Raw genomic sequence first — 17,550 nt, 5'->3', positions numbered from 1 at the left:
TGAGCGCTCCTATGGAGCTGCTCCGGAGGGGAGAACCCCTCCGGAGCCTCAGCACCCCGATTAGTACCGGTAGTGGTCGGACTTGTACGGGCCCTCGACGTGGACGCCGATGTAGGCGGCCTGCTCCTTGGTCAGCTCGGTGAGCTTGACGCCCAGGGCGTCGAGGTGCAGGCGGGCGACCTTCTCGTCCAGGTGCTTGGGCAGGGTGTAGACGCCGATCGGGTACTCGGACGTCTTCGTGAACAGCTCGATCTGCGCGATCACCTGGTTGGTGAACGAGTTGGACATGACGAAGCTCGGGTGGCCGGTCGCGCAGCCGAGGTTCATCAGGCGGCCCTCGGCGAGGACGATGATCGAGTGGCCGTCCTCGAAGACCCACTCGTCGACCTGCGGCTTGATGTTGTTCCTGACGATGCCGGGCAGCTTGGCCAGGCCGGCCATGTCGATCTCGTTGTCGAAGTGGCCGATGTTGGAGACGATCGCCTGGTGCTTCATCTTCGCCATGTGGGCGGCGGTGATGATGTTGAAGTTGCCGGTGGCGGTCACGAAGATGTCCGCGATGCCGACGACCTCGTCCAGCGTGGTCACCTGGTAGCCGTCCATGGCCGCCTGGAGCGCGCAGATCGGGTCGATCTCGGTCACGATGACCCGGGCGCCCTGGCCGCGCAGCGCGTCGGCACAGCCCTTGCCGACGTCACCGTAGCCGCAGACCACGGCCACCTTGCCGCCGATCAGCACGTCGGTGGCGCGGTTGAGGCCGTCGATGACGGAGTGGCGGCAGCCGTACTTGTTGTCGAACTTCGACTTGGTGACCGAGTCGTTGACGTTGATGGCCGGGAAGAGGAGCTGGCCGTTCTTGTGCATCTCGTAGAGACGGTGCACGCCGGTCGTGGTCTCCTCGGTGACGCCCTTGATGCTCTCGGCGATCTCGGTCCACTTCTTGTCGTCGCCGACCGTGCGGGTGAGCAGGTCGATGATGACGTGCCACTCCTCGGGGTCCTCCGCCGTGGCGGCCGGCACGGCGCCCGCCTTCTCGTACTCGGCGCCCTTGTGGACCAGCAGCGTGGCGTCGCCGCCGTCGTCGAGGATCATGTTGGGAGTGCTGCCGTCAGGCCACGAGAGAGCCTGCTCGGTGCACCACCAGTACTCCTCCAGCGTCTCGCCCTTCCAGGCGAACACCGGCACACCCTGCGGGTCGTCAGTGGTGCCGTCGGGGCCGACGACCACCGCGGCGGCGGCGTGGTCCTGGGTGGAGAAGATGTTGCAGCTGACCCAGCGGACCTCGGCGCCGAGGGCGACCAGCGTCTCGATCAGGACGGCCGTCTGGATCGTCATGTGCAGGGAGCCCATGATCTTCGCGCCGCGAAGGGGCTGAGAGGCCGCGTACTCCTTTCGGATCGCCATGAGGCCGGGCATCTCATGCTCGGCGAGCCGGATCTCCTTGCGGCCGAAGTCGGCCAGTGAAAGGTCTGCGACCTTGAAGTCCATCGGGGTTTCCCTCGCGTCGCGGATGGTTGTCGGCACTGAGTTTAGGCGGCCTTATGGCGGGGTCGCATCTTCAGGCGCGCAAAGCTGACGTAAGAATGTAAGGATGCGCATCACTGAGGCCGCGAAGCGGCTCGGCATGTCCCCGCGAATGCTTCGGTACCGGGAGGCCCTCGGCCTGCTGCCGCCGGTACGGGAGCAGGGGGCGCATCGGCGGTTCGGTCCAGAGGAGCTGGCCGCGGTGGCGCAGGGGGTGGACCTGGAGAAGCGGTTCGACGTCTCGCCGGCCGAGCTGGCGTTCGCGCTGCGGGTGCTCACTGAGCCCGCGGTGGCGGCGGCCGTGCGCGACCTCGGGGTCCGGATCGGGCGCATCCAGGTGCCCCGCCGGGCCCTCGACTTCGAGAAGGAGAAGGCGCTTCGCCTGCTCCGCCCGTCCGGCGGGTGAGCTCTCTGCCCCTTCCCGCCGGCGGCCCTCGCCCTTTTCGAGCGGCTTGATCCCACGCCCACCAGCGTGCCCGCACCGCCCATGCGGGGCCACCCGTAGCGGACCCCACCCCGCAGGCGGAACCCCCGAATCAGGCGGCAGGGGTGGCGAGTTGCTGGGCGAGCCATGGGAGGGCCTGCGGCAGCTCCCGGTTCCAGGTGTTGAAGTTGTGGCCGCCGCTGGGCAGGAACAGCGACGACGCCTGCATCGGCGGCTTCACCGCAGCCGCTTCGGCGACCCTGGGGACGCCGACTGCCTGGTGTGCACCGCCCACAAGGACGGCGAGCTCAAGGCGGTGCTGCACTTCGTGCCGTGGGGACCGCACGGCATCTCGCTCGACCTCATGCGGCGCGACCGCGACGCCGAGCCCGGGCTCAACGAGCTGCTGATCGTCAAGACCCTCCAGGCCGCGCCCGCCCTGGGCATCGCGCAGGTCTCCCTGAACTTCGCCATGTTCCGGGCGGTCCTGGCCCGCGGGGAGCGCCTCGGTGCCGGCCCGGTGCTGCGCGCGTGGCGGGCGCTGCTGATCTTCCTGTCGCACTGGTTCCAGATCGAGTCGCTGTATCGGTTCAACGCCAAGTTCCGGCCGATCTGGGAGCCCCGCTTCGTGGTCTATCCGAACGCCCGCGACCTGCCGCGCATCGGGATCTCGGCGCTGCAGGCCGAGGCGTTCATCACCCTGGGCCGCTCGCAACGGGGTCGCCTGCGGCTCCCCTGGCTGCGTCCGGCCCGGCTCACCTCATGACACCGCCCGCGCCGGCACTTCTCGGCTCACGATCGGGCCGGGCCGCGGGCGAACGCGCTCAGCCCGAGGCGGCCTCGGAGGGCGAACCCGAAGCGGTGGTGCGCAGGCGGTCCAGGTCGGGCTCCAGGTAGATGACGCGGGCGATCGGCACGGCCTCGCGGACGCGGCGCTCGGCCTCGTCGATGCCATGAGCGACCTCGGCCGCCGTGCCGTCGTGCGCCACCCCGATCTTCGCGGCCACCAGCAGCTCCTCCGGCCCCAGGTGCAGCGTGCGCATGTGGATGACCCTGGCCACCTCGGGCGAGCTCTCCAGCGCGGTCCGGATCTGCGCCTCCATCTCGGGCGTGGCGCCCTCGCCGACCAGCAGCGACTTGGTCTCCATGGCCAGCACGACCGCGATCACGCCCAGCAGCACGCCGATCATGAGGGTGCCGACGGCGTCCCAGACGGGGTCGCCGGTGACGACCGCCATCGTCACGCCGAAGAGGGCGAAGATCAGACCGAGCAGCGCGCCCAGGTCCTCCAGCAGGATGACCGGCAGCTCCGGGGACTTGGACCGGCGGACGAAGGCCACCCACGACTGCTTGCCGCGTACCGCGTTCGACTCCTTGATCGCCGTGCGGAACGAGAACGCCTCGGCGATGATCGCGAAGATCAGCACCGCGAACGCCCAGATCGGCGACTCGACCTTCGCATGCGGGTCCGAGAGCTTGTGCACGCCCTCGTAAATCGAGAACGCCGCGCCGATCGTGAACAGCACCACGGCCACCACGAAGGCGTAGAAGTAGCGTTCGCGGCCGTAGCCGAAGGGGTGCTCCTTGGTGCTGGCCCTGGCCGCCCGCTTGCCGCCGATCAGCAGGAGCACCTGGTTGCCCGAGTCGGCCACCGAGTGGATGCCCTCCGCCAGCATCGAGGAGGACCCCGTGAAGAACGCGGCCACGAATTTGGACACGGCGATTGCCAGGTTCGCGGTCAATGCCGCAATGATCGCTTTCGTTCCGCCGCTCGCGCTCACCGATCTTCTCCACTCATAAAGATCACGTACAAAGGCCTGAAAAGGGATCCTATTGCGAAATTCTGGCCTTCAGCTCCGTGATCGCCGACACAGGGGTCGGGTCGACGGCATATCCCAGCGCCAGATAGGTGCTCGCGTAGTCGCCGAGCGCGATCAGCGTGGCCACCCGTTCCAGCGGGTGCACGCCCTCCGCCACGAGCTCCGTCACCGGCACGTCGCGATCGTTCGCGAGCCGTACCGACGCCTCGCGCCGCCGCGTCACCTGCGGATGCTCTTCGACGTCACGCAGCATGACGAGCTTGAGCGTGCGCCCGGCCGTGTCGGCGAAGATGTCGCGCTCGGCCATCGGCCCGTCGAAGGCCACGATCTGGTTGTGGTCGGCCTCGGGCAACTCACCGTAGATGGCGGGATATTTCGCGTTCGTGTTGAGCTGGCAGGCCATCCGGTACGCCGCCACCGACGCCAAGGCCGACGACCCCCAGATCATCGGCACGCTCTCGGCCAGGTCCATGGCCAGCGACTTGCCCGGGTTGATGAACGACTCGCTGGACGGCCTGCACCGGTGCGCCATGTCCTCCAGCGTCTTGGCCACCCGTTCGAACACGTCGGCGTCGGCCTGCACGAGCCGGAGCCCGGCGGCGGCCACGATGATGGGGGCGGTCAGCAGCCAGAGGTTCGCCCTGGACTGTCCGGTGACGGGCACCGGCACGTACGGCGCCGACGCCTGGGTGGCGATGGCCTCCAGCGGGGAGCCCGGAGCGCCCACGCCGAGCAGCGTGCAGCCGCGCCGCACGGCCTGGGTGGCGACGGACAGCGTCTCCTCGGCCGCACCGGAGCCGGAGACGGCGATGACCAGGTCGGTGGCGCCCACCCAGCCGGGGAGCTGGTAGGAGCGCAGGGACACGATCGGCAGCGGCGCGCCGTTGCCGGCGATCGCCGCGAGGATGTCGCCCGCGATGCCCGAGCCGCCCACGCCCGCGACCACGATGGCCCGCGGGCGCCCGTGGCCGGCCAGGCGGGCGACGACCTCGGCCTCGACGGCCGTGCGGTAGCCGGTGCGTACGTGGGCCGCGGAGGCGGCCACCGCCGGGAGCATGCCGCCAGGGTCGGCCTCGCTGAGGTGACGCTGGTCGTCGAGCCGCTCCGGCTCCCAGGTCACGGCTTCCTGGCCTCGTCGACGAGCAGGACGGGAATGTCATCCCGTACCGGATAGATCAGGCCGCAGCCCGTGCAGGCCAGCTCCTCGGCCTCGGTCTCGGCGCGCAGGGGAGCCTTGCACGCCGGGCAGGCCAGGATCTCCAGCAGCCAGTCGTCGATCTTCACTCTGACACCCTTCCCACGATCGCGAGAACCTCGTCCCTGATCGCCTTCATCTCGGTCTCGTCGGCCGCCTCGGCGTTCAGCCTGAGCAGCGGCTCGGTGTTGGACGCCCGCAGGTTGAACCACCAGCCGGGCCCGGTCACGGTCAGCCCGTCGAGCTCGTCGAACTCCCCCCGTCCCGTGAACGCCGCCCGCACTCGCCGCAACGCGTCGCCCTGGTCCGCCACGGCGCTGTTGAGCTCGCCCGAGGCGTGGTAGCGGGAGTAGACCTCCACCACCTCCGACAGCGGCCGCTCCTGCTCGCCGAGCGCGGCCAGCACGTGCAGCGCCGCCAGCATCCCGGAGTCCGCGAACCAGAAGTCACGGAAGTAGTAGTGGGCCGAGTGCTCACCGCCGAAGACGGCGCCCGTCCGGGCCATCTCGGCCTTGATGAACGAGTGCCCGACCCGCGTGCGCACGGGCACGCCGCCGTGCTCACGTACGATCTCGGGGACCGCGAGCGACGTGATCAGATTGTGGATGACCGTCGCTCCCGGATATTTGGCCAGCTCCCGCGCCGCGACCAGCGCCGTCACGGCCGACGGCGAAACCGACTCGCCCCGCTCGTCGATCACCCAGCACCGGTCGGCGTCGCCGTCGAACGCCAGCCCGATGTCGGCGCCGCCCTCGACCACGGCCCGCTGGAGGTCGACGAGGTTCTGCGGCTCGATGGGGTTAGCCTCGTGGTTGGGGAAGGCGCCGTCCAGCTCGAAGTAGAGCGGGGTCAGCTCGATCGGCAGGCCCTCGAACACGGCGGGCACGGTGTGCCCGCCCATGCCGTTGCCCGCGTCGACGACGACCTTGAGCGGCCTGACGCGCGTGAGATCGACGAGCGTGCGCAGGTGGTGCGCGTAGCCCTGCAGCAGGTCCTTCTCGATCAACGACCCGCCGGCCGTGGCTGTGACGCCCACCAGCTCGGCGGCTCTGTCGCGGATCTCGCGCAACCCCGTGTCACCGCCGATCGGCACCGCGCCGGACCGGCACATCTTCATGCCGTTGTAGCGGGCGGGATTGTGGCTGGCGGTGAACATCACGCCGGGCAACCCGAGGCTCCCGCTGGCGTAGTAGAGCAGATCGGTGGAGCCGAGCCCCGCGTGCACCACATCGGCGCCACGCGAACGGGCACCCCGGATGAACGCGTCGGCCAGCGGCACGGAGGACTCGCGCATGTCGTGCGCGACGACCACCGACTCGGCCCCCGTGACTTCGGCGAAGGCGGCCCCCACGGCCTCGGCGGTCAGCTCGTCGAGCTCGTCGGGCACCACGCCGCGAACGTCGTACGCTTTGAAGATCTTGGCGAGGTCGCCCACTCTCCAGCTCCGCCCTTAGGTCGTTTCTCCGTGTTTTTCGAGCGTCTTTCGTCAGCTTAGCGATCCTGCGTGGGACATAGGGTCCGGGAACGTTTCCCATCGTGGCGGAAGGCATGGGCGCGCAGCCGGAATCCGCCGGTGGCCCAGGTGTGCCAGGCCTCAGCCGGATGGGGTGGGGCGGCCTACCGGTCGCGGTGCTGCTGGGCTGACCGCAGCACGCGCAGATGCCCTCTGCGGCCGACCTCGACGCCCTGACCGACCGGCTCACCGCCACCGGACGGCGTGGGCCGCGCGGCCTCCCTGACCGCGTTGGCCAGCGCCTCGAGATCGTCGGAACTCGGGGAGGCACCGTCCGTCGGCAGCCGTACCACCTCCCAGCCGCGGGGAGCGGTCAACCGCTCGGCGTGTTCGGCGCACAGGTCGTAACAGTGTGGCTCCGCGTACGTCGCCAGGGGGCCGAGAACAGCGGTCGAGTCGGCGTATACGTACGTGAGCGTGAAGACGGCAGGCTGACTGCAGGCGGTGCGGGAACAGCGGCGGACGGGGCTCACGGAGGGACCGTATCTGGTAAGAGTGCGAGGCGCCACTATCTCAGCGCTCTTAACGAGCGTGTCGCCACAATTCGGACACCTGTCACAGCCTTTCCACCCCCATGCCCCGAAGACCCCAGCCCCGGAAACCCCGAAATCAACGGGGGATCACCCATCCTGGGCACCGCCCGGGAGCCCTATTCCGGGCGCGCATTCCACGCTCTGCCCGCCGCCCGCAACCCGGCCCCCTGGAACCCCCCCTGCGCGGCTCCCCCGAGCCCCCGTCCTCCGCTCCCATGCCCCCGGCCCCCCAGACGACCGCTGCCCAAGGTAGGGAGCACCTCGGAAACATGCGTTCCGGGACGACACCACTCCCCCGAGCCACCGGACCGGACCCTTAGACTTTCCTCGTGACTCAGAAGCGCGGTCCCCGACGGCGCGATCGCCACGGTCGCGGCCTCCGCGGCCCGCTCGCCCCCTCCCACGTGCCCATGGCCAAGTCCCGCAGCGAGCGCTTCGACGACCTCGTGCTGGACGCGGTGGACCGGCTCCGCCCCCGCTGGGAGCGCCAGCTGTCGGCGGTGGAGTTCGCGGTGGAGGAGGTCCCGCCGCTCAGCGAGCTGGGCGACGGCCCCAGCCTGAGCCCTGACCCGATCCCGTTCGGCCGCGCGGACGCGGCAAGCGGCCAGAAGCCGGCGTCGATCGTGGTGTACCGGCGGCCACTGGAGGCAAGGGCGAGAGACCGGGACACCCTGGGCGCCATGGTCCACGACACGGTGGTGGAACAGGTGGCCACCCTCCTGGGCCTCTCCCCGGAAACCGTCGACCCCGGCTACGACGACCGCCGCTGAAACTCGTACGAGGTCCAACACCACGGGAGCTCGGGCTGCCTCTCTGGGGCTGCACCCCTCGGACGCAGCCCGACTACCTGACAGGACAATTCGCAGAGGTGCTTGCTTTTAGATGAGGACCGACTCCTCCACCGGCCGTCTGAAGTCGCTGTAGACAATCCCTCAACGAGCATTCAGCCCTCAGCGTTTCCAGCGGCTTCTTCAACTTCGATCAGGAGACGGAGTCGAGGAGGAACTGCCGGAGGTGAAGCGGCGCGCCTGGTCATGACCCACGTCGGAGGCGCGACGGAGGTAGTCGGCGATGACCTCGAGCTTGTCGTCGTCATAACGGTCGAGGACTTCTCCGAAGGCGTTGCCGGGAATGGCCCAGGCCGCCCCGATCCTGGCGCGCGCGTCGGGTGCCAGGGCGACCAGGGCGCGTCTGCGGTCCTGCGGGTCGGCCTGGCGCACGACGAAGCCCGCCTTCTCCAGGCGATCGACCAACCGTGAGGCGGAGCCGGGGGTCAGGCCGGTCAGCGCGGCGATCTCCCCGGTGCTCACCGGTCCGGACTCGAGGTCGAGCAGGGACACGCACTGCAGGTCGGTGGAGTGCAGGCCCAGATGGTCGGCCAGTGCCTGGTTGAACAGCACATATGCGGCGTAGTGCCGCCGGCTCTCGGTGACGACACGCGCCATCAACTCGGCTCGGTTTGACATCCGGCCCTCCATGCTCCAAGTTTACGTGCGTCACACAATATTTGTGCGGCACACAATGTGTGTCACGTATATATCCTATCGCCAGGGAGACACCGCGGCCGGCGCTGCCGGTGACCTCCGTCTACTTCGGCTCCCGCACCGCCGCCCAGGCCACGGCCGCGGTGCGCAGCCTCGCCGGGTGGCCGTCACCACGCTCATCCGCTGCGGCCTGATGCGGCGACCACCACGCAATGTCACGTCCTCGAAAGGAACACCCCCATGACCGTTCTCGTCACCGGCAGCCGCGGCGCCGTCGCCAGAAACCTCGTCGCCCTGCTCCGCGACCGCGGCCTGGAGGTCCGCCCTGCCTCCAGCACGCCGGGCGACCCGCAGACCGTCAGATGCGACCTCACCGACCCGATCACCTTCCCCTCCGCGCTGAAGGGGGTGACCTCGGTCTTCCTGTACGCCGAACCGGCCTGCGCCGACGCCTTCGCCGAAGAGGCCGCACGCGCCGGAGTCGAGCACATCGTGCTGCTGTCCTCCTCCGCGGTCCTCATCCCCGACCCTGACAGCAGCCCGCTCGCCAAGTCGCACCTGGAGGCAGAGAGGGCTCTGGAAGCCTCCCCGGTCCGCGCCACCTCGCTGCGCCCCGGGTCCTTCGCCGGCAACACGCTGGGCTGGGCCTGGTCCATCAAGTCCGGCCAGCCCGTCGGCCTGCCCTATCCCGGCTCCCACAACGACCCGATCCACGAGGCCGACGTCGCCGAGGCCGCTCTCGCCGTGCTCACCGACCCCGACCTGGGCGGCCGGCCGTACACGCTGACCGGCCCGCAATCCCTCACCTTCGCCCAGCAGATCGACATCCTCGCCGAGGTGACGGGCCGGGACATCACGGTCAAGCAGCTCAGCCGCCAGGAATGGAAGGCGGAGATGGCCGAGTACATCCCCGCCTCCTACGCCGACCCGCTGCTGGACTGGTGGCAGTCCAACGACGGCCGCCCCGTCGAGATCACCCAGGCCGTCCATGAGCTGACCGGCCACCCCGCCCGCACCTTCGCCGACTGGGCGCGGGACCACGCCGCGGACTTCACCGGCTGATCCCGGGACACGACCGGCCCGACGCCCTGCTCGACCAGATAAATCAACGTGATGCCCCGCCTCGCCACTCGCCGCCGAGAGGGAGCGAGGCGCGGCACTTGGCGAGTTCTCCTCCGAGCGCGACGGCCACGTGGTCGGCGCTCGCGGCGTGACACCAGGTGATGCTTCCGTTCGGAAGGGACTCGGCGAGCTCGGCTGCGACGCCGCGAACGGTTGGCGGCTGGGACCGAAGGCGGTACGGCGGTGGGCGTGAAGAAAACCGGCCGAGCGGCGAACTGTGGGCGTCAGTTCCCTTCGAAAGGAAGCCATGACTGCACCACCAGACGCCAGTGACGTGATGGAAGACGTCACCGTGGTTGAGCGGTCGCTGGACGATCCCGACCTTTTCGCGCTCCTTTACGACCGGTACTTCAAAGATCTCTACCGGTATCTGGCCGCGCGGCTCGGCCGCGAGCATGTCGAAGACCTGGTCGCGGACGCCTTCCTGATCGCGTTCAACAGCAGGGGCGGCTTCGATCCCCAGCGCGGCACCGTGCGGTCCTGGTTATACGGCATCGCGACGAACGTCGTGGCCCGGCACCGCCGCAGAGAAGGCCGCCGGCTGAACGCGCTCAGCAAGGTCACGGCCGAGAGCTCCGCCGAGGGCCACGAGGACCGCGTGACCTCGCAGCTTGCGGCGCAGGCCAGCAGGCCGGAGCTGGTGCGCGGGCTGAAAGGGCTCGCGAAGGGCGATCGCGACGTGGTGTTCCTGCTCGTGTTCGGCGGGCTCGGCTACGAGGAGATCGCTACCGCGCTGGACATACCGGTCGGGACCGTCGGGTCCCGGATCAACAGGGCGAGGAAGAAGCTGCGCAACGCCCTGGGTGACGTCAACCCGATGAGGGAGTGGTGATGGACGAGCTGAAGGTGATCGAGGCCGTGTTCGCGGAGCCGGAGCCCACACCGCGGGAGGCGGCGGCGGGGCGCGCCCGTTTCCTCCGGCTCGCCCATGAGGGCGGCAGCGGACATCGCAGCCCGGCCAAGCGGCTGCTCTACGGCAGGAGGCCGCTGTTCTACGGCGGATGGGCCGCCACCGTGTCGCTGGCGGTCGTCTTCGCGCTGGTCATCGGGATCCCCTCCGCTGGACCCGCCAGCGCCAGAGAACTGCTGATCCTCGCCGCGACCAGCAGCGAGGCCCAGGAGGCGCAGGGACGTTACACCCATTTCAAGGTGGAGACCGGCGGAGTCGCCAAGTTAGGTTCGCCGCAGCGGCCCTACTCGATGCTGAGTCGCCGGATCGACGCCTGGTGGTACCCCACGTCCAAGGACGACGATGGCTGGTACGCGTACCAGAATCTGGGGGCCGCGCCGGTCAGCGCCGAGGACGCGGCCGCCTGGCGCGCGGCCGGCAGCCCTACCCGGGTGCCGCGGCCGTGCACAAAGGGCAAGCTCTACAAGACCGGGCCTGACGGGAAGGTCACCGTGGAACAACCCTCCGGTCCGTGCCCTGATTTCGACACTCGGCCGCAAGAGCGCATGGAGACCGTGCGGATGGCGGGTGACCTGGCGGGTTTCATGACTTCCCACCCCGGTCTGGACGTCAGGAAGTTGTCCGCCGATCCGGCACGGCTCAAGGAGCAACTCCTCCACTGGACTCGTTCCGATGGCCTGGGCGGGCCGGTGGAAGGTGACGCCGCACAGCTGTGGGCCGCGGTCAGCATGGTGCTCCTCCACCCGGAGGGCCCGGTGTCGCCGCAGGTCCGCGCGGCCTCCTACCGGATCTTGGCCGATGTGCCCGGGGTCCGGTCGCTGGGAGAGGTCACCGATCCGCTGGGGCGCAAGGGGCAGGCGTTCACGCGCACGAGCGACGAATCGGAAGGCATCCCGGGGACCAGCCGGATCATCATCGACCCAGCCAGCGGCCAGCCGCTGGCTGGAGAGGGCTACGAGGTACCCGGCGGGCCGCGCACCTCCTACATCGCGGTGCTGGCCGTCGGACCCACCGACACCCCGCCCGCGCAGGAGTGAGGCAAGCCTGAATCCGCGGCACCGCCTTGACCGCCGTGATGGGTTCCAAGGCGGTGCCGCGGCAAGGCAGCACCCCGGATCCGCGATGATTTTCGGGCAGCTCACGAGTCCACCTGGATGCACCGAACGACAGGAGGCCCGCAGTGGGCGAGCAAGTGAGCACCGCGATCCACGGCGTCAGGACCATCGGCGTCCCCGTCACCGACCAGGACCGGGCCGTCGAGTTCTACGTGGGCACGCTGGGGCTGGAGAAACGGCTGGACGCGCCCGTCGAGCAGCTCGGTGGGCGCTGGATCGAGGTCGCGCCGCCGGGCGCGGTGACCGCGATCGCACTCGTTCCGGCAGGTCCAGGTAAGGCGGCCGGCGTCGAGACCGGCATCCGGCTGACCACGGCGGACGCTGCGTCCCTGCACAAGGAGCTGGTGGCGCGCGGGGTCGACGTGGGTGAGCTGCTGCTGTGGGAGGGCATCCCGCCGATGTTCTCCTTCCGCGACCCGGACGGCAACGGCTTCGAGATCGTCGAAGAGCCGAAGGGAGAGCGGTGATGGCTGTCACGGCGCGAGGGGACGACGTGGTCCACGAGCTCGACAAGGAGTTCACGGCGACGTTGCTGAAGAGCCAGGGCAAGGGCGGATGGACGTACGTGGTGATGCCCGGTTCCGCCGAGTTCTTCGGGACTCGGGGACTGGTGAAGGGCAGTTCCGGGTGGTCTACAGCGACCTCAGGCAGCCGGTGGAGGCATCGGTCCTGATCAAAGGCGGCCACCTGTACGAACTGTCGTATCAGCAAGTCACTGATGCGGAAAAATCACCCGGCACAGTGGAATGACTCACGACTGGCAGAGTTGATGGCGATCGTCGCTTCGTAGCTCGCAGCACGTTCCGGCTCTCTGTCACCGTGGACACCACGGCCGTCGTCCAGCTTTCGGTCAGGCATCTTGCCATGTGTTAAACCGGGTCACGTCCGAGGGGTGCGGGGACCGGCAGGTCCCCGCCGGGGGTGTGGGGGCTTGCCCCCACAGGGCGCTGCCCGAGCTCTCATCGCGCGAAGCGCCCCCTTGCAGAGGACCATACTGTCCCCCCAGGAACCCCCTGGCCCGCTCCGCTGACATGCGAAAAGGGTCACACGGTCGCCCGCGTGACCCCATTCGCCATATACCTAAACGGCCTGGCGCTTGATCCGTCTGCGCTCTCGTTCGGACAGCCCTCCCCAGATGCCGAACCGCTCATCGTGCTCGAGTGCGTATTCGAGACACTCGGCACGAACCTCACACGATCGGCAGACCTTCTTGGCCTCTCTGGTGGAGCCGCCCTTCTCCGGGAAGAACGCCTCCGGATCCGTCTGCGCGCACAACGCGCGCTCCTGCCAGCCGAGTTCTTCAGCGTCAAGCTGATCCTGTGCGATGACCGGATCGGTCACTGCACACCTCCCTGCCGCCCGCCCGCAATGGAGCCCCCCATGGACGCCTTCCTTATTACCCACCCACCGGAAGGCGTAACAACATGGTTGTAATTACACGCGTGCGCCGTAGCTGACGTCAAGCGGCATGCAGCTATCCGGGGAAAGACCAGAGCTCGCCCCGGTGTGCTTGGCATGTGATGTTCGCACCCGGCCAACACCCTTTGCTCTCGGCGTCGGCAAGGCACCTTCAACGTGTCAGCGGTCCGAACCGTACCAGGGCGGGATAGACACCCGCCCGTCGCCCCACCTTCTCTCTAGCCGTTCATTGCCGGTCCGTTACCTGCGTGGCTCGTTGGGGGTGTATATGGCTGTCGGGTCGATCGGGTCGTCGCCCGGGCGGGTGCCGAAGCCGCTGCCGAAAGGTGCGGAGTCGAGCCGCATCGTCGCATCTCCGCCGCCCTCCGCCTGGGGCCAGCCCGGCTGCTGCTGCTGTTGTTGCTGGTGCGTGGGCTGGTACTGGCCCTGCTGGGGCTCGTATCCGCCGGGCGCGGGCTGCTGCGGGTGGCCGAACGGGTCGTCGTACGGCCTGGGCGCCTGGTTGGAGTAGTCGGGCACGTGCAGCTCGGGCTGGGTGCCGCCCGTGGAGTGCTGGTACGTCTCGGCCTGCTGGTAGGCGTCCATGAGCTGCTGGGACCGCGGGTCCACAGGCGGTTCCGGCTCCTGGTACGGCGCGGCGTACTCGTGGCCGGAGTAACCGGTGAACGGCTGACCGCCCTGCGAGTCGAAGGCGTTCTGACCGAAGTGCGGCTGCTGCTCGGCGGCCGGGGGGTACGGGACGCTCGGAGCGGTGTCGGCCGGCGGCGTCTGGAATGCCTGGCCGGTGAAGGCGTTGGCCGCGGCGTCCAGCGGGGCGTACGGGTTCTGGTGGTCCGCGGGCGGAGCGTAGGGGTTGGGCTGGTCCGCGGGCGGCGCGTAGGGGTTCGGCTGGTCCACGGGCGGCGCGTACGGGTTGGGCTGCTCGGCCGCGGGGGGCGCGTAGGGGTTGGGGCTCGGCTGGCCGTAGACGTTCGGCTGGCTGTCCGCGGGCACGTACGGGGCGGGCTGGTACTCGGCGGCCGGCGGGGTGTTGTAGTCCTGGACCGAGGGGGCCGTGTCGGCGGGGGCGTAGGCCGACTGGCCGAAGGTCTGCGGCGAGTACGACTGGTCCGGCTGGCCCTGGTCCGAGGGGGCGGCGGGCAGGGCGCCTCTGATCTGCTGCGTCTGGTACGGCGGCTCGGCCTGCTGCGGCGCGGCGGCCTGCGGCTCGGGGTGCTGGGGCTGGGCCGCCTGGGGCTCGGGCTGGCCGCCGAAGCTCGGCGGCTGCTGCCCGTACTGACCCGACGGGGGCTGCTGGCCGTACTGACCGGACGGGGGTTGCTGGCCGTACTGGCCCGACTCGGGCTGCTGGCCGAACCCGGGCTGCGAGACCGGCTGGGGCTGGCCGTACCCGCCGGAGGGCGGCTGCTGAGCGTAACCCGGCTGCTGGCCCGAATGAGGCTGCTGGGCGTAAGGGGGCTGGCCGTAGCCCTGCTGGGGCTGCTCGGGCTGGCCGAACTGCGGCTGCTGTCCGAAATATGGGGCCTGCTGGCCGAACTGCGGCTGCTGGTAGGGCTGCGCGGCGGGCCGTTCCGGGAGGACCTGCGGGAGGAGATAGACGAGCGCGATGGCGGTCAACGCGACGTAGGGCACGCCCAGGAGCACCAGCTGCACCGTCACCCAGCCGCCGATCCCGGCGAAAAGGCCGAGCAGCAGCGACAACGTGCCGAACAACGAGGCCAGCAGCAGGCCGGCCGCCGACACGTACATCATCAGCTTGGCCTTGGGCGACGGCTCGCCGACCTTGGTGGCCAGCAGCACGGCGCCCAGCAGCAGTGCCGTCACGACGGGGTTCGTCAGGTCGAGGGCGTTCCTGGCGGCGCGTACAGTCAGGGCCAACCCGGACGAGCCGGCCAGGATGTCGCCCATCGTCAGCAGTACGGTCAGCAATCCGGCGACGAGCATGATCCAGGCGGCCGGATCCCTCAGCCGCGCGACGTCAAATTTGCTCACAACTACCCCCAACCGACCCCTTTGGTCCGAAGGGAGTTTGCCACATCACTGACTCGCGCGGCGGGAGTCCCAGGAACCTCCTACATCCCAATTCGGCCTACAGCTGGCATTTCTCTCATAACAGGTCGGGTAAAACGCCACCCGGGAAGGGCCTGTCAGGGGCCGGTGGAAGACTGGTCGGCATGCACATCGTGTCACTCGCGGGCGGCATCGGCGGCGCCCGTTTCCTGCGTGGCCTGCGCGCGGCCGCGCCAGACGCCTCGATCACGGTCATCGGCAACACGGGCGACGACATCACCCTGTTCGGCCTGCGGGTCTGCCCCGACCTCGACACCGTCATGTACACCCTGGGCAACGGCATCGACGAGGAGCAGGGGTGGGGGCGGGCCAAGGAGTCCCACGTCGTCAAGGAGGAGCTGGCCGCGTACGGCGTGGAGCCGCAGTGGTTCGGGCTCGGCGACCGCGACTTCGCCACCCACATCGTGCGCTCGCAGATGCTTGAGGCCGGCTACCCGCTGTCGCAGATCACGCAGGCGCTGTGCGCGCGCTGGCAGCCGCGCGTGCGGCTGCTGCCGATGACCGACGACCGCTGCGAGACCCACGTGGTGATCGAGGACGAGCGCGGCAAGCGCGCCGTCCACTTCCAGGAGTGGTGGGTACGGCTGCGCGCCTCGATCCCGGCGCAGTCGTTCGCGCTGGTGGGCGTCGACACGGCCAAGCCCGCGCCGGGCGTCCTCGAGGCCATCGAGGAGGCCGACGTGGTGATCCTGCCGCCCTCCAACCCGGTCGTGAGCATCGGCACGATCCTGCAGGTCCCGGGCATCCGCGACGCCCTGCTCCCCAAGACCGTGGTCGGCGTCTCGCCGATCATCGGCGGCGCGCCGGTCAGGGGCATGGCCGACGCCTGCCTGACGACCATCGGGGTGGAGACGACGGCGCAGGCCGTCCTCGAGCTGTACGGCTCGGAGCTGATCGACGGGTGGCTGGTGGCGGAGCAGGACGAAGGGGCCGCGCTCGACGGCGTCCGGGTGGTCGCCCGGCCGATCCTCATGCACGACGCCGACGCCGCGGCCGACATCGCCCGCACCGCCCTCGACCTCGCCAAGGAGCTCGCCCGATGACCGACCAGGACGCCCGGACCCCGCTGCGGCTGGAAGTGATCGCCGTGGCGGGCATCGGCGAGGTGCGGCCGGGGGACGACGTGGCGGCCCTGCTCCAGGACGCCGGCCTGCGCGACGGTGACATCGTCGTCGTCACCTCCAAGATCGTGAGCAAGGCCGAGGGCCGGATCCGCCAGGCGCCCGACCGCGTCCAGGCGATCGAGGACGAGACCGAGCGCGTGGTGGCCAGGCGCGGCGACACCGTGATCTCGCAGACCCGCCACGGGTTCGTCATGGCCGCCGCCGGGGTCGACGCCTCCAACACCGAGCCGGGCACCGTGCTGCTCCTGCCCGAGGACCCCGACGCCTCGGCCAGGCGCATCAGGAAGGGCCTGCCCGTGCGCGCGGGCGTGATCGTCTCGGACACGTTCGGCCGCCCGTGGCGCAACGGGCTCACCGACGTGGCCATCGGGGCGGCGGGCGTGCGCCCGCTCGACGACTTCCGCGGCACGTCCGACGGCTACGGCAACGAGCTCAACGCCACCGTCACGGCGCTGGCCGACGAGATCGCGGGCGCGGCCGAGCTGGTCAAGGGCAAGCTCGGCGGGGTCCCGGTGGCGATCGTACGCGGGCTGTCCCACCTGGTCACCGAGGACGACGGGCCCGGGGTCAGGCCGCTGGTGCGGGCCGCTGACGACGACCTGTTCCGTTACGGGTCGCGGGATGTCGTGTTCGCCCGCCGTACCATCAGGGAGTTCTCCGACCGGCCTGTCGATCCGGAGAAGGTGCGCAGGGCGGTGGCGGCGGGCATCGCGGCGCCCGCGCCGCACCACACGACGCCGTGGCGGTTCGTGCTGGTCGAGTCGCCGCAGACGCGGACCAAGCTGCTCGACGCCATGCGCGAGGCCTGGATCGAGGACCTGCGCGGCGACGGGTTCAGCGAGCAGTCGATCGCCAAGCGGATCAAGCGGGGCGACGTGCTGCGTAACGCGCCTTATCTGATCGTGCCGTGCCTGGTGATGGAGGGCTCCCACACCTACCGGGACGATCGGCGCAACGCCTCGGAGCGGGAGATGTTCGTGGTGGCGACGGGCGCGGGGGTCGAGAACCTCCTCATCCAGCTCGCCGTGGAGGGGCTCGGCTCGGCGTGGGTGTCGTCCACGATGTTCTGCCGCCCGGTCGTCCGCGAGGTGCTCGACCTGCCCGGCTCGTGGGACCCCATGGGCTGCGTGGCCGTCGGGCACGCGGCCGCCCCGCCGCGTGACCGCGCGCCCCGCGACCCGGACGACTTCATCGTCACGCGCTGACGGAGCAGGGAAACCCCTTGTCAGCCGACCATTTACTCTTAGGAAAGTTTCCTTTACATTTGGAGCATCCCCCCATGTAAAGGAGCTCTTCC

20 protein-coding genes are annotated in these 17,550 nt (G+C 69.7%); 10 read left to right on the top strand and 10 right to left on the bottom strand.

Annotation, left to right across the window (positions count from 1 at the left end):
• Positions 1–60 precede the first annotated feature (60 nt).
• Complete coding sequence (ahcY, locus tag ABN273_RS03100; RefSeq protein ID WP_349447048.1) at positions 61–1,488, bottom strand: adenosylhomocysteinase; 1,428 nt, start codon at positions 1,486–1,488, stop codon at positions 61–63.
• 103 nt (positions 1,489–1,591) lie between these two features.
• Between ahcY and ABN273_RS03095 the strand changes: the two genes are divergently transcribed.
• Positions 1,592–1,930 (top strand): MerR family DNA-binding transcriptional regulator, encoded by a 339-nt coding sequence (locus tag ABN273_RS03095; RefSeq protein WP_349447047.1) that lies wholly within the window; start codon positions 1,592–1,594, stop codon positions 1,928–1,930.
• A gap of 130 nt (positions 1,931–2,060) precedes the next feature.
• Here the strand turns inward: ABN273_RS03095 and ABN273_RS03090 are convergent, their stop codons facing one another.
• Positions 2,061–2,189: a hypothetical protein gene (locus ABN273_RS03090; protein WP_349447181.1), complete on the bottom strand. Its 129-nt coding sequence runs from the start codon at positions 2,187–2,189 to the stop codon at positions 2,061–2,063.
• Here ABN273_RS03090 and ABN273_RS03085 point away from each other — a divergent pair.
• Positions 2,139–2,714, top strand: a complete 576-nt coding sequence (locus ABN273_RS03085; RefSeq protein ID WP_349447046.1) for a phosphatidylglycerol lysyltransferase domain-containing protein — start codon at positions 2,139–2,141, stop codon at positions 2,712–2,714. The two genes, ABN273_RS03090 and ABN273_RS03085, sit on opposite strands and share 51 nt — an antisense overlap.
• 58 nt (positions 2,715–2,772) lie before the next feature.
• Here ABN273_RS03085 and ABN273_RS03080 read toward each other — a convergent pair whose 3' ends face one another.
• From ABN273_RS03080 to ABN273_RS03060, 5 genes are all read right to left on the bottom strand, one after another.
• Positions 2,773–3,729: a cation diffusion facilitator family transporter gene (locus ABN273_RS03080; RefSeq protein WP_349447045.1), complete on the bottom strand. Its 957-nt coding sequence runs from the start codon at positions 3,727–3,729 to the stop codon at positions 2,773–2,775.
• A 49-nt stretch (positions 3,730–3,778) separates the two neighbouring features.
• Positions 3,779–4,888 (bottom strand): SIS domain-containing protein, encoded by a 1,110-nt coding sequence (locus ABN273_RS03075; RefSeq protein ID WP_349447044.1) that lies wholly within the window; start codon positions 4,886–4,888, stop codon positions 3,779–3,781.
• Positions 4,885–5,052 (bottom strand): Trm112 family protein, encoded by a 168-nt coding sequence (locus ABN273_RS03070; RefSeq protein ID WP_106236648.1) that lies wholly within the window; start codon positions 5,050–5,052, stop codon positions 4,885–4,887. Before ABN273_RS03070 ends, ABN273_RS03075 begins: the two co-directional genes overlap by 4 nt.
• On the bottom strand, positions 5,049–6,398 hold the full coding sequence (locus ABN273_RS03065; RefSeq protein WP_349447043.1) for a phosphomannomutase/phosphoglucomutase: 1,350 nt from the start codon (positions 6,396–6,398) through the stop codon (positions 5,049–5,051). The genes ABN273_RS03070 and ABN273_RS03065 overlap by 4 nt, the downstream gene beginning before the upstream one ends.
• A 182-nt stretch (positions 6,399–6,580) precedes the next feature.
• Positions 6,581–6,949, bottom strand: coding sequence for a DUF3499 domain-containing protein (locus ABN273_RS03060; RefSeq protein WP_106236645.1), 369 nt, complete (start codon positions 6,947–6,949; stop codon positions 6,581–6,583).
• A gap of 389 nt (positions 6,950–7,338) precedes the next feature.
• Between ABN273_RS03060 and ABN273_RS03055 the strand changes: the two genes are divergently transcribed.
• Complete coding sequence (locus ABN273_RS03055) at positions 7,339–7,779, top strand: metallopeptidase family protein (RefSeq protein WP_349447042.1); 441 nt, start codon at positions 7,339–7,341, stop codon at positions 7,777–7,779.
• A 201-nt stretch (positions 7,780–7,980) separates the two neighbouring features.
• On the opposite strand, the gene ABN273_RS03050 is transcribed toward ABN273_RS03055, so the two are convergent.
• Positions 7,981–8,475: a MarR family winged helix-turn-helix transcriptional regulator gene (locus ABN273_RS03050; protein WP_349447041.1), complete on the bottom strand. Its 495-nt coding sequence runs from the start codon at positions 8,473–8,475 to the stop codon at positions 7,981–7,983.
• 258 nt (positions 8,476–8,733) lie between these two features.
• On the opposite strand from ABN273_RS03050, the gene ABN273_RS03045 reads away from it, so the two are divergent.
• From ABN273_RS03045 to ABN273_RS03025, 5 genes are all read left to right on the top strand, one after another.
• Positions 8,734–9,555, top strand: a complete 822-nt coding sequence (locus tag ABN273_RS03045; RefSeq protein ID WP_349447040.1) for an SDR family oxidoreductase — start codon at positions 8,734–8,736, stop codon at positions 9,553–9,555.
• A gap of 307 nt (positions 9,556–9,862) precedes the next feature.
• On the top strand, positions 9,863–10,447 hold the full coding sequence (locus ABN273_RS03040; protein ID WP_349447039.1) for an RNA polymerase sigma factor: 585 nt from the start codon (positions 9,863–9,865) through the stop codon (positions 10,445–10,447).
• The gene (locus ABN273_RS03035; protein WP_349447038.1) at positions 10,447–11,562 is read left to right on the top strand and encodes a CU044_5270 family protein; all 1,116 of its coding nucleotides are present in this window, start codon (positions 10,447–10,449) and stop codon (positions 11,560–11,562) included. The genes ABN273_RS03040 and ABN273_RS03035 overlap by 1 nt, the downstream gene beginning before the upstream one ends.
• Before the next feature lie 143 nt (positions 11,563–11,705).
• Positions 11,706–12,107 (top strand): VOC family protein, encoded by a 402-nt coding sequence (locus ABN273_RS03030; protein WP_349447037.1) that lies wholly within the window; start codon positions 11,706–11,708, stop codon positions 12,105–12,107.
• Positions 12,107–12,313 carry a hypothetical protein gene (locus ABN273_RS03025; protein WP_349447036.1) on the top strand — a complete coding sequence of 69 codons (207 nt, stop codon included), beginning with the start codon at positions 12,107–12,109 and terminating at the stop codon, positions 12,311–12,313. The genes ABN273_RS03030 and ABN273_RS03025 overlap by 1 nt, the downstream gene beginning before the upstream one ends.
• Before the next feature lie 407 nt (positions 12,314–12,720).
• Here ABN273_RS03025 and ABN273_RS03020 read toward each other — a convergent pair whose 3' ends face one another.
• Complete coding sequence (locus ABN273_RS03020) at positions 12,721–12,981, bottom strand: WhiB family transcriptional regulator (RefSeq protein ID WP_020546325.1); 261 nt, start codon at positions 12,979–12,981, stop codon at positions 12,721–12,723.
• A 318-nt stretch (positions 12,982–13,299) separates the two neighbouring features.
• The gene (locus ABN273_RS03015; protein ID WP_349447035.1) at positions 13,300–15,051 is read right to left on the bottom strand and encodes a hypothetical protein; all 1,752 of its coding nucleotides are present in this window, start codon (positions 15,049–15,051) and stop codon (positions 13,300–13,302) included.
• Positions 15,052–15,233: 182 nt separating this feature from the next.
• Here ABN273_RS03015 and cofD point away from each other — a divergent pair, with 182 nt between their 5' ends.
• Together cofD and ABN273_RS03005 are read left to right on the top strand one after the other, a co-directional pair.
• Positions 15,234–16,172, top strand: a complete 939-nt coding sequence (gene cofD, locus ABN273_RS03010) for a 2-phospho-L-lactate transferase (RefSeq protein ID WP_349447034.1) — start codon at positions 15,234–15,236, stop codon at positions 16,170–16,172.
• Entirely contained in the window at positions 16,169–17,458 is a 1,290-nt protein-coding gene (locus ABN273_RS03005; protein ID WP_349447033.1) for a coenzyme F420-0:L-glutamate ligase, read from the top strand. The genes cofD and ABN273_RS03005 overlap by 4 nt, the downstream gene beginning before the upstream one ends.
• The last annotated feature ends 92 nt before the right edge of the window (positions 17,459–17,550 follow it).

This window comes from Nonomuraea sp. B19D2 (assembly GCF_040137845.1).
GTDB lineage: Bacteria > Actinomycetota > Actinomycetes > Streptosporangiales > Streptosporangiaceae > Nonomuraea.
The sequence above is the reverse complement of the archived record's forward strand: the minus strand, read 5'-3'. Positions and strand labels throughout refer to the sequence as shown.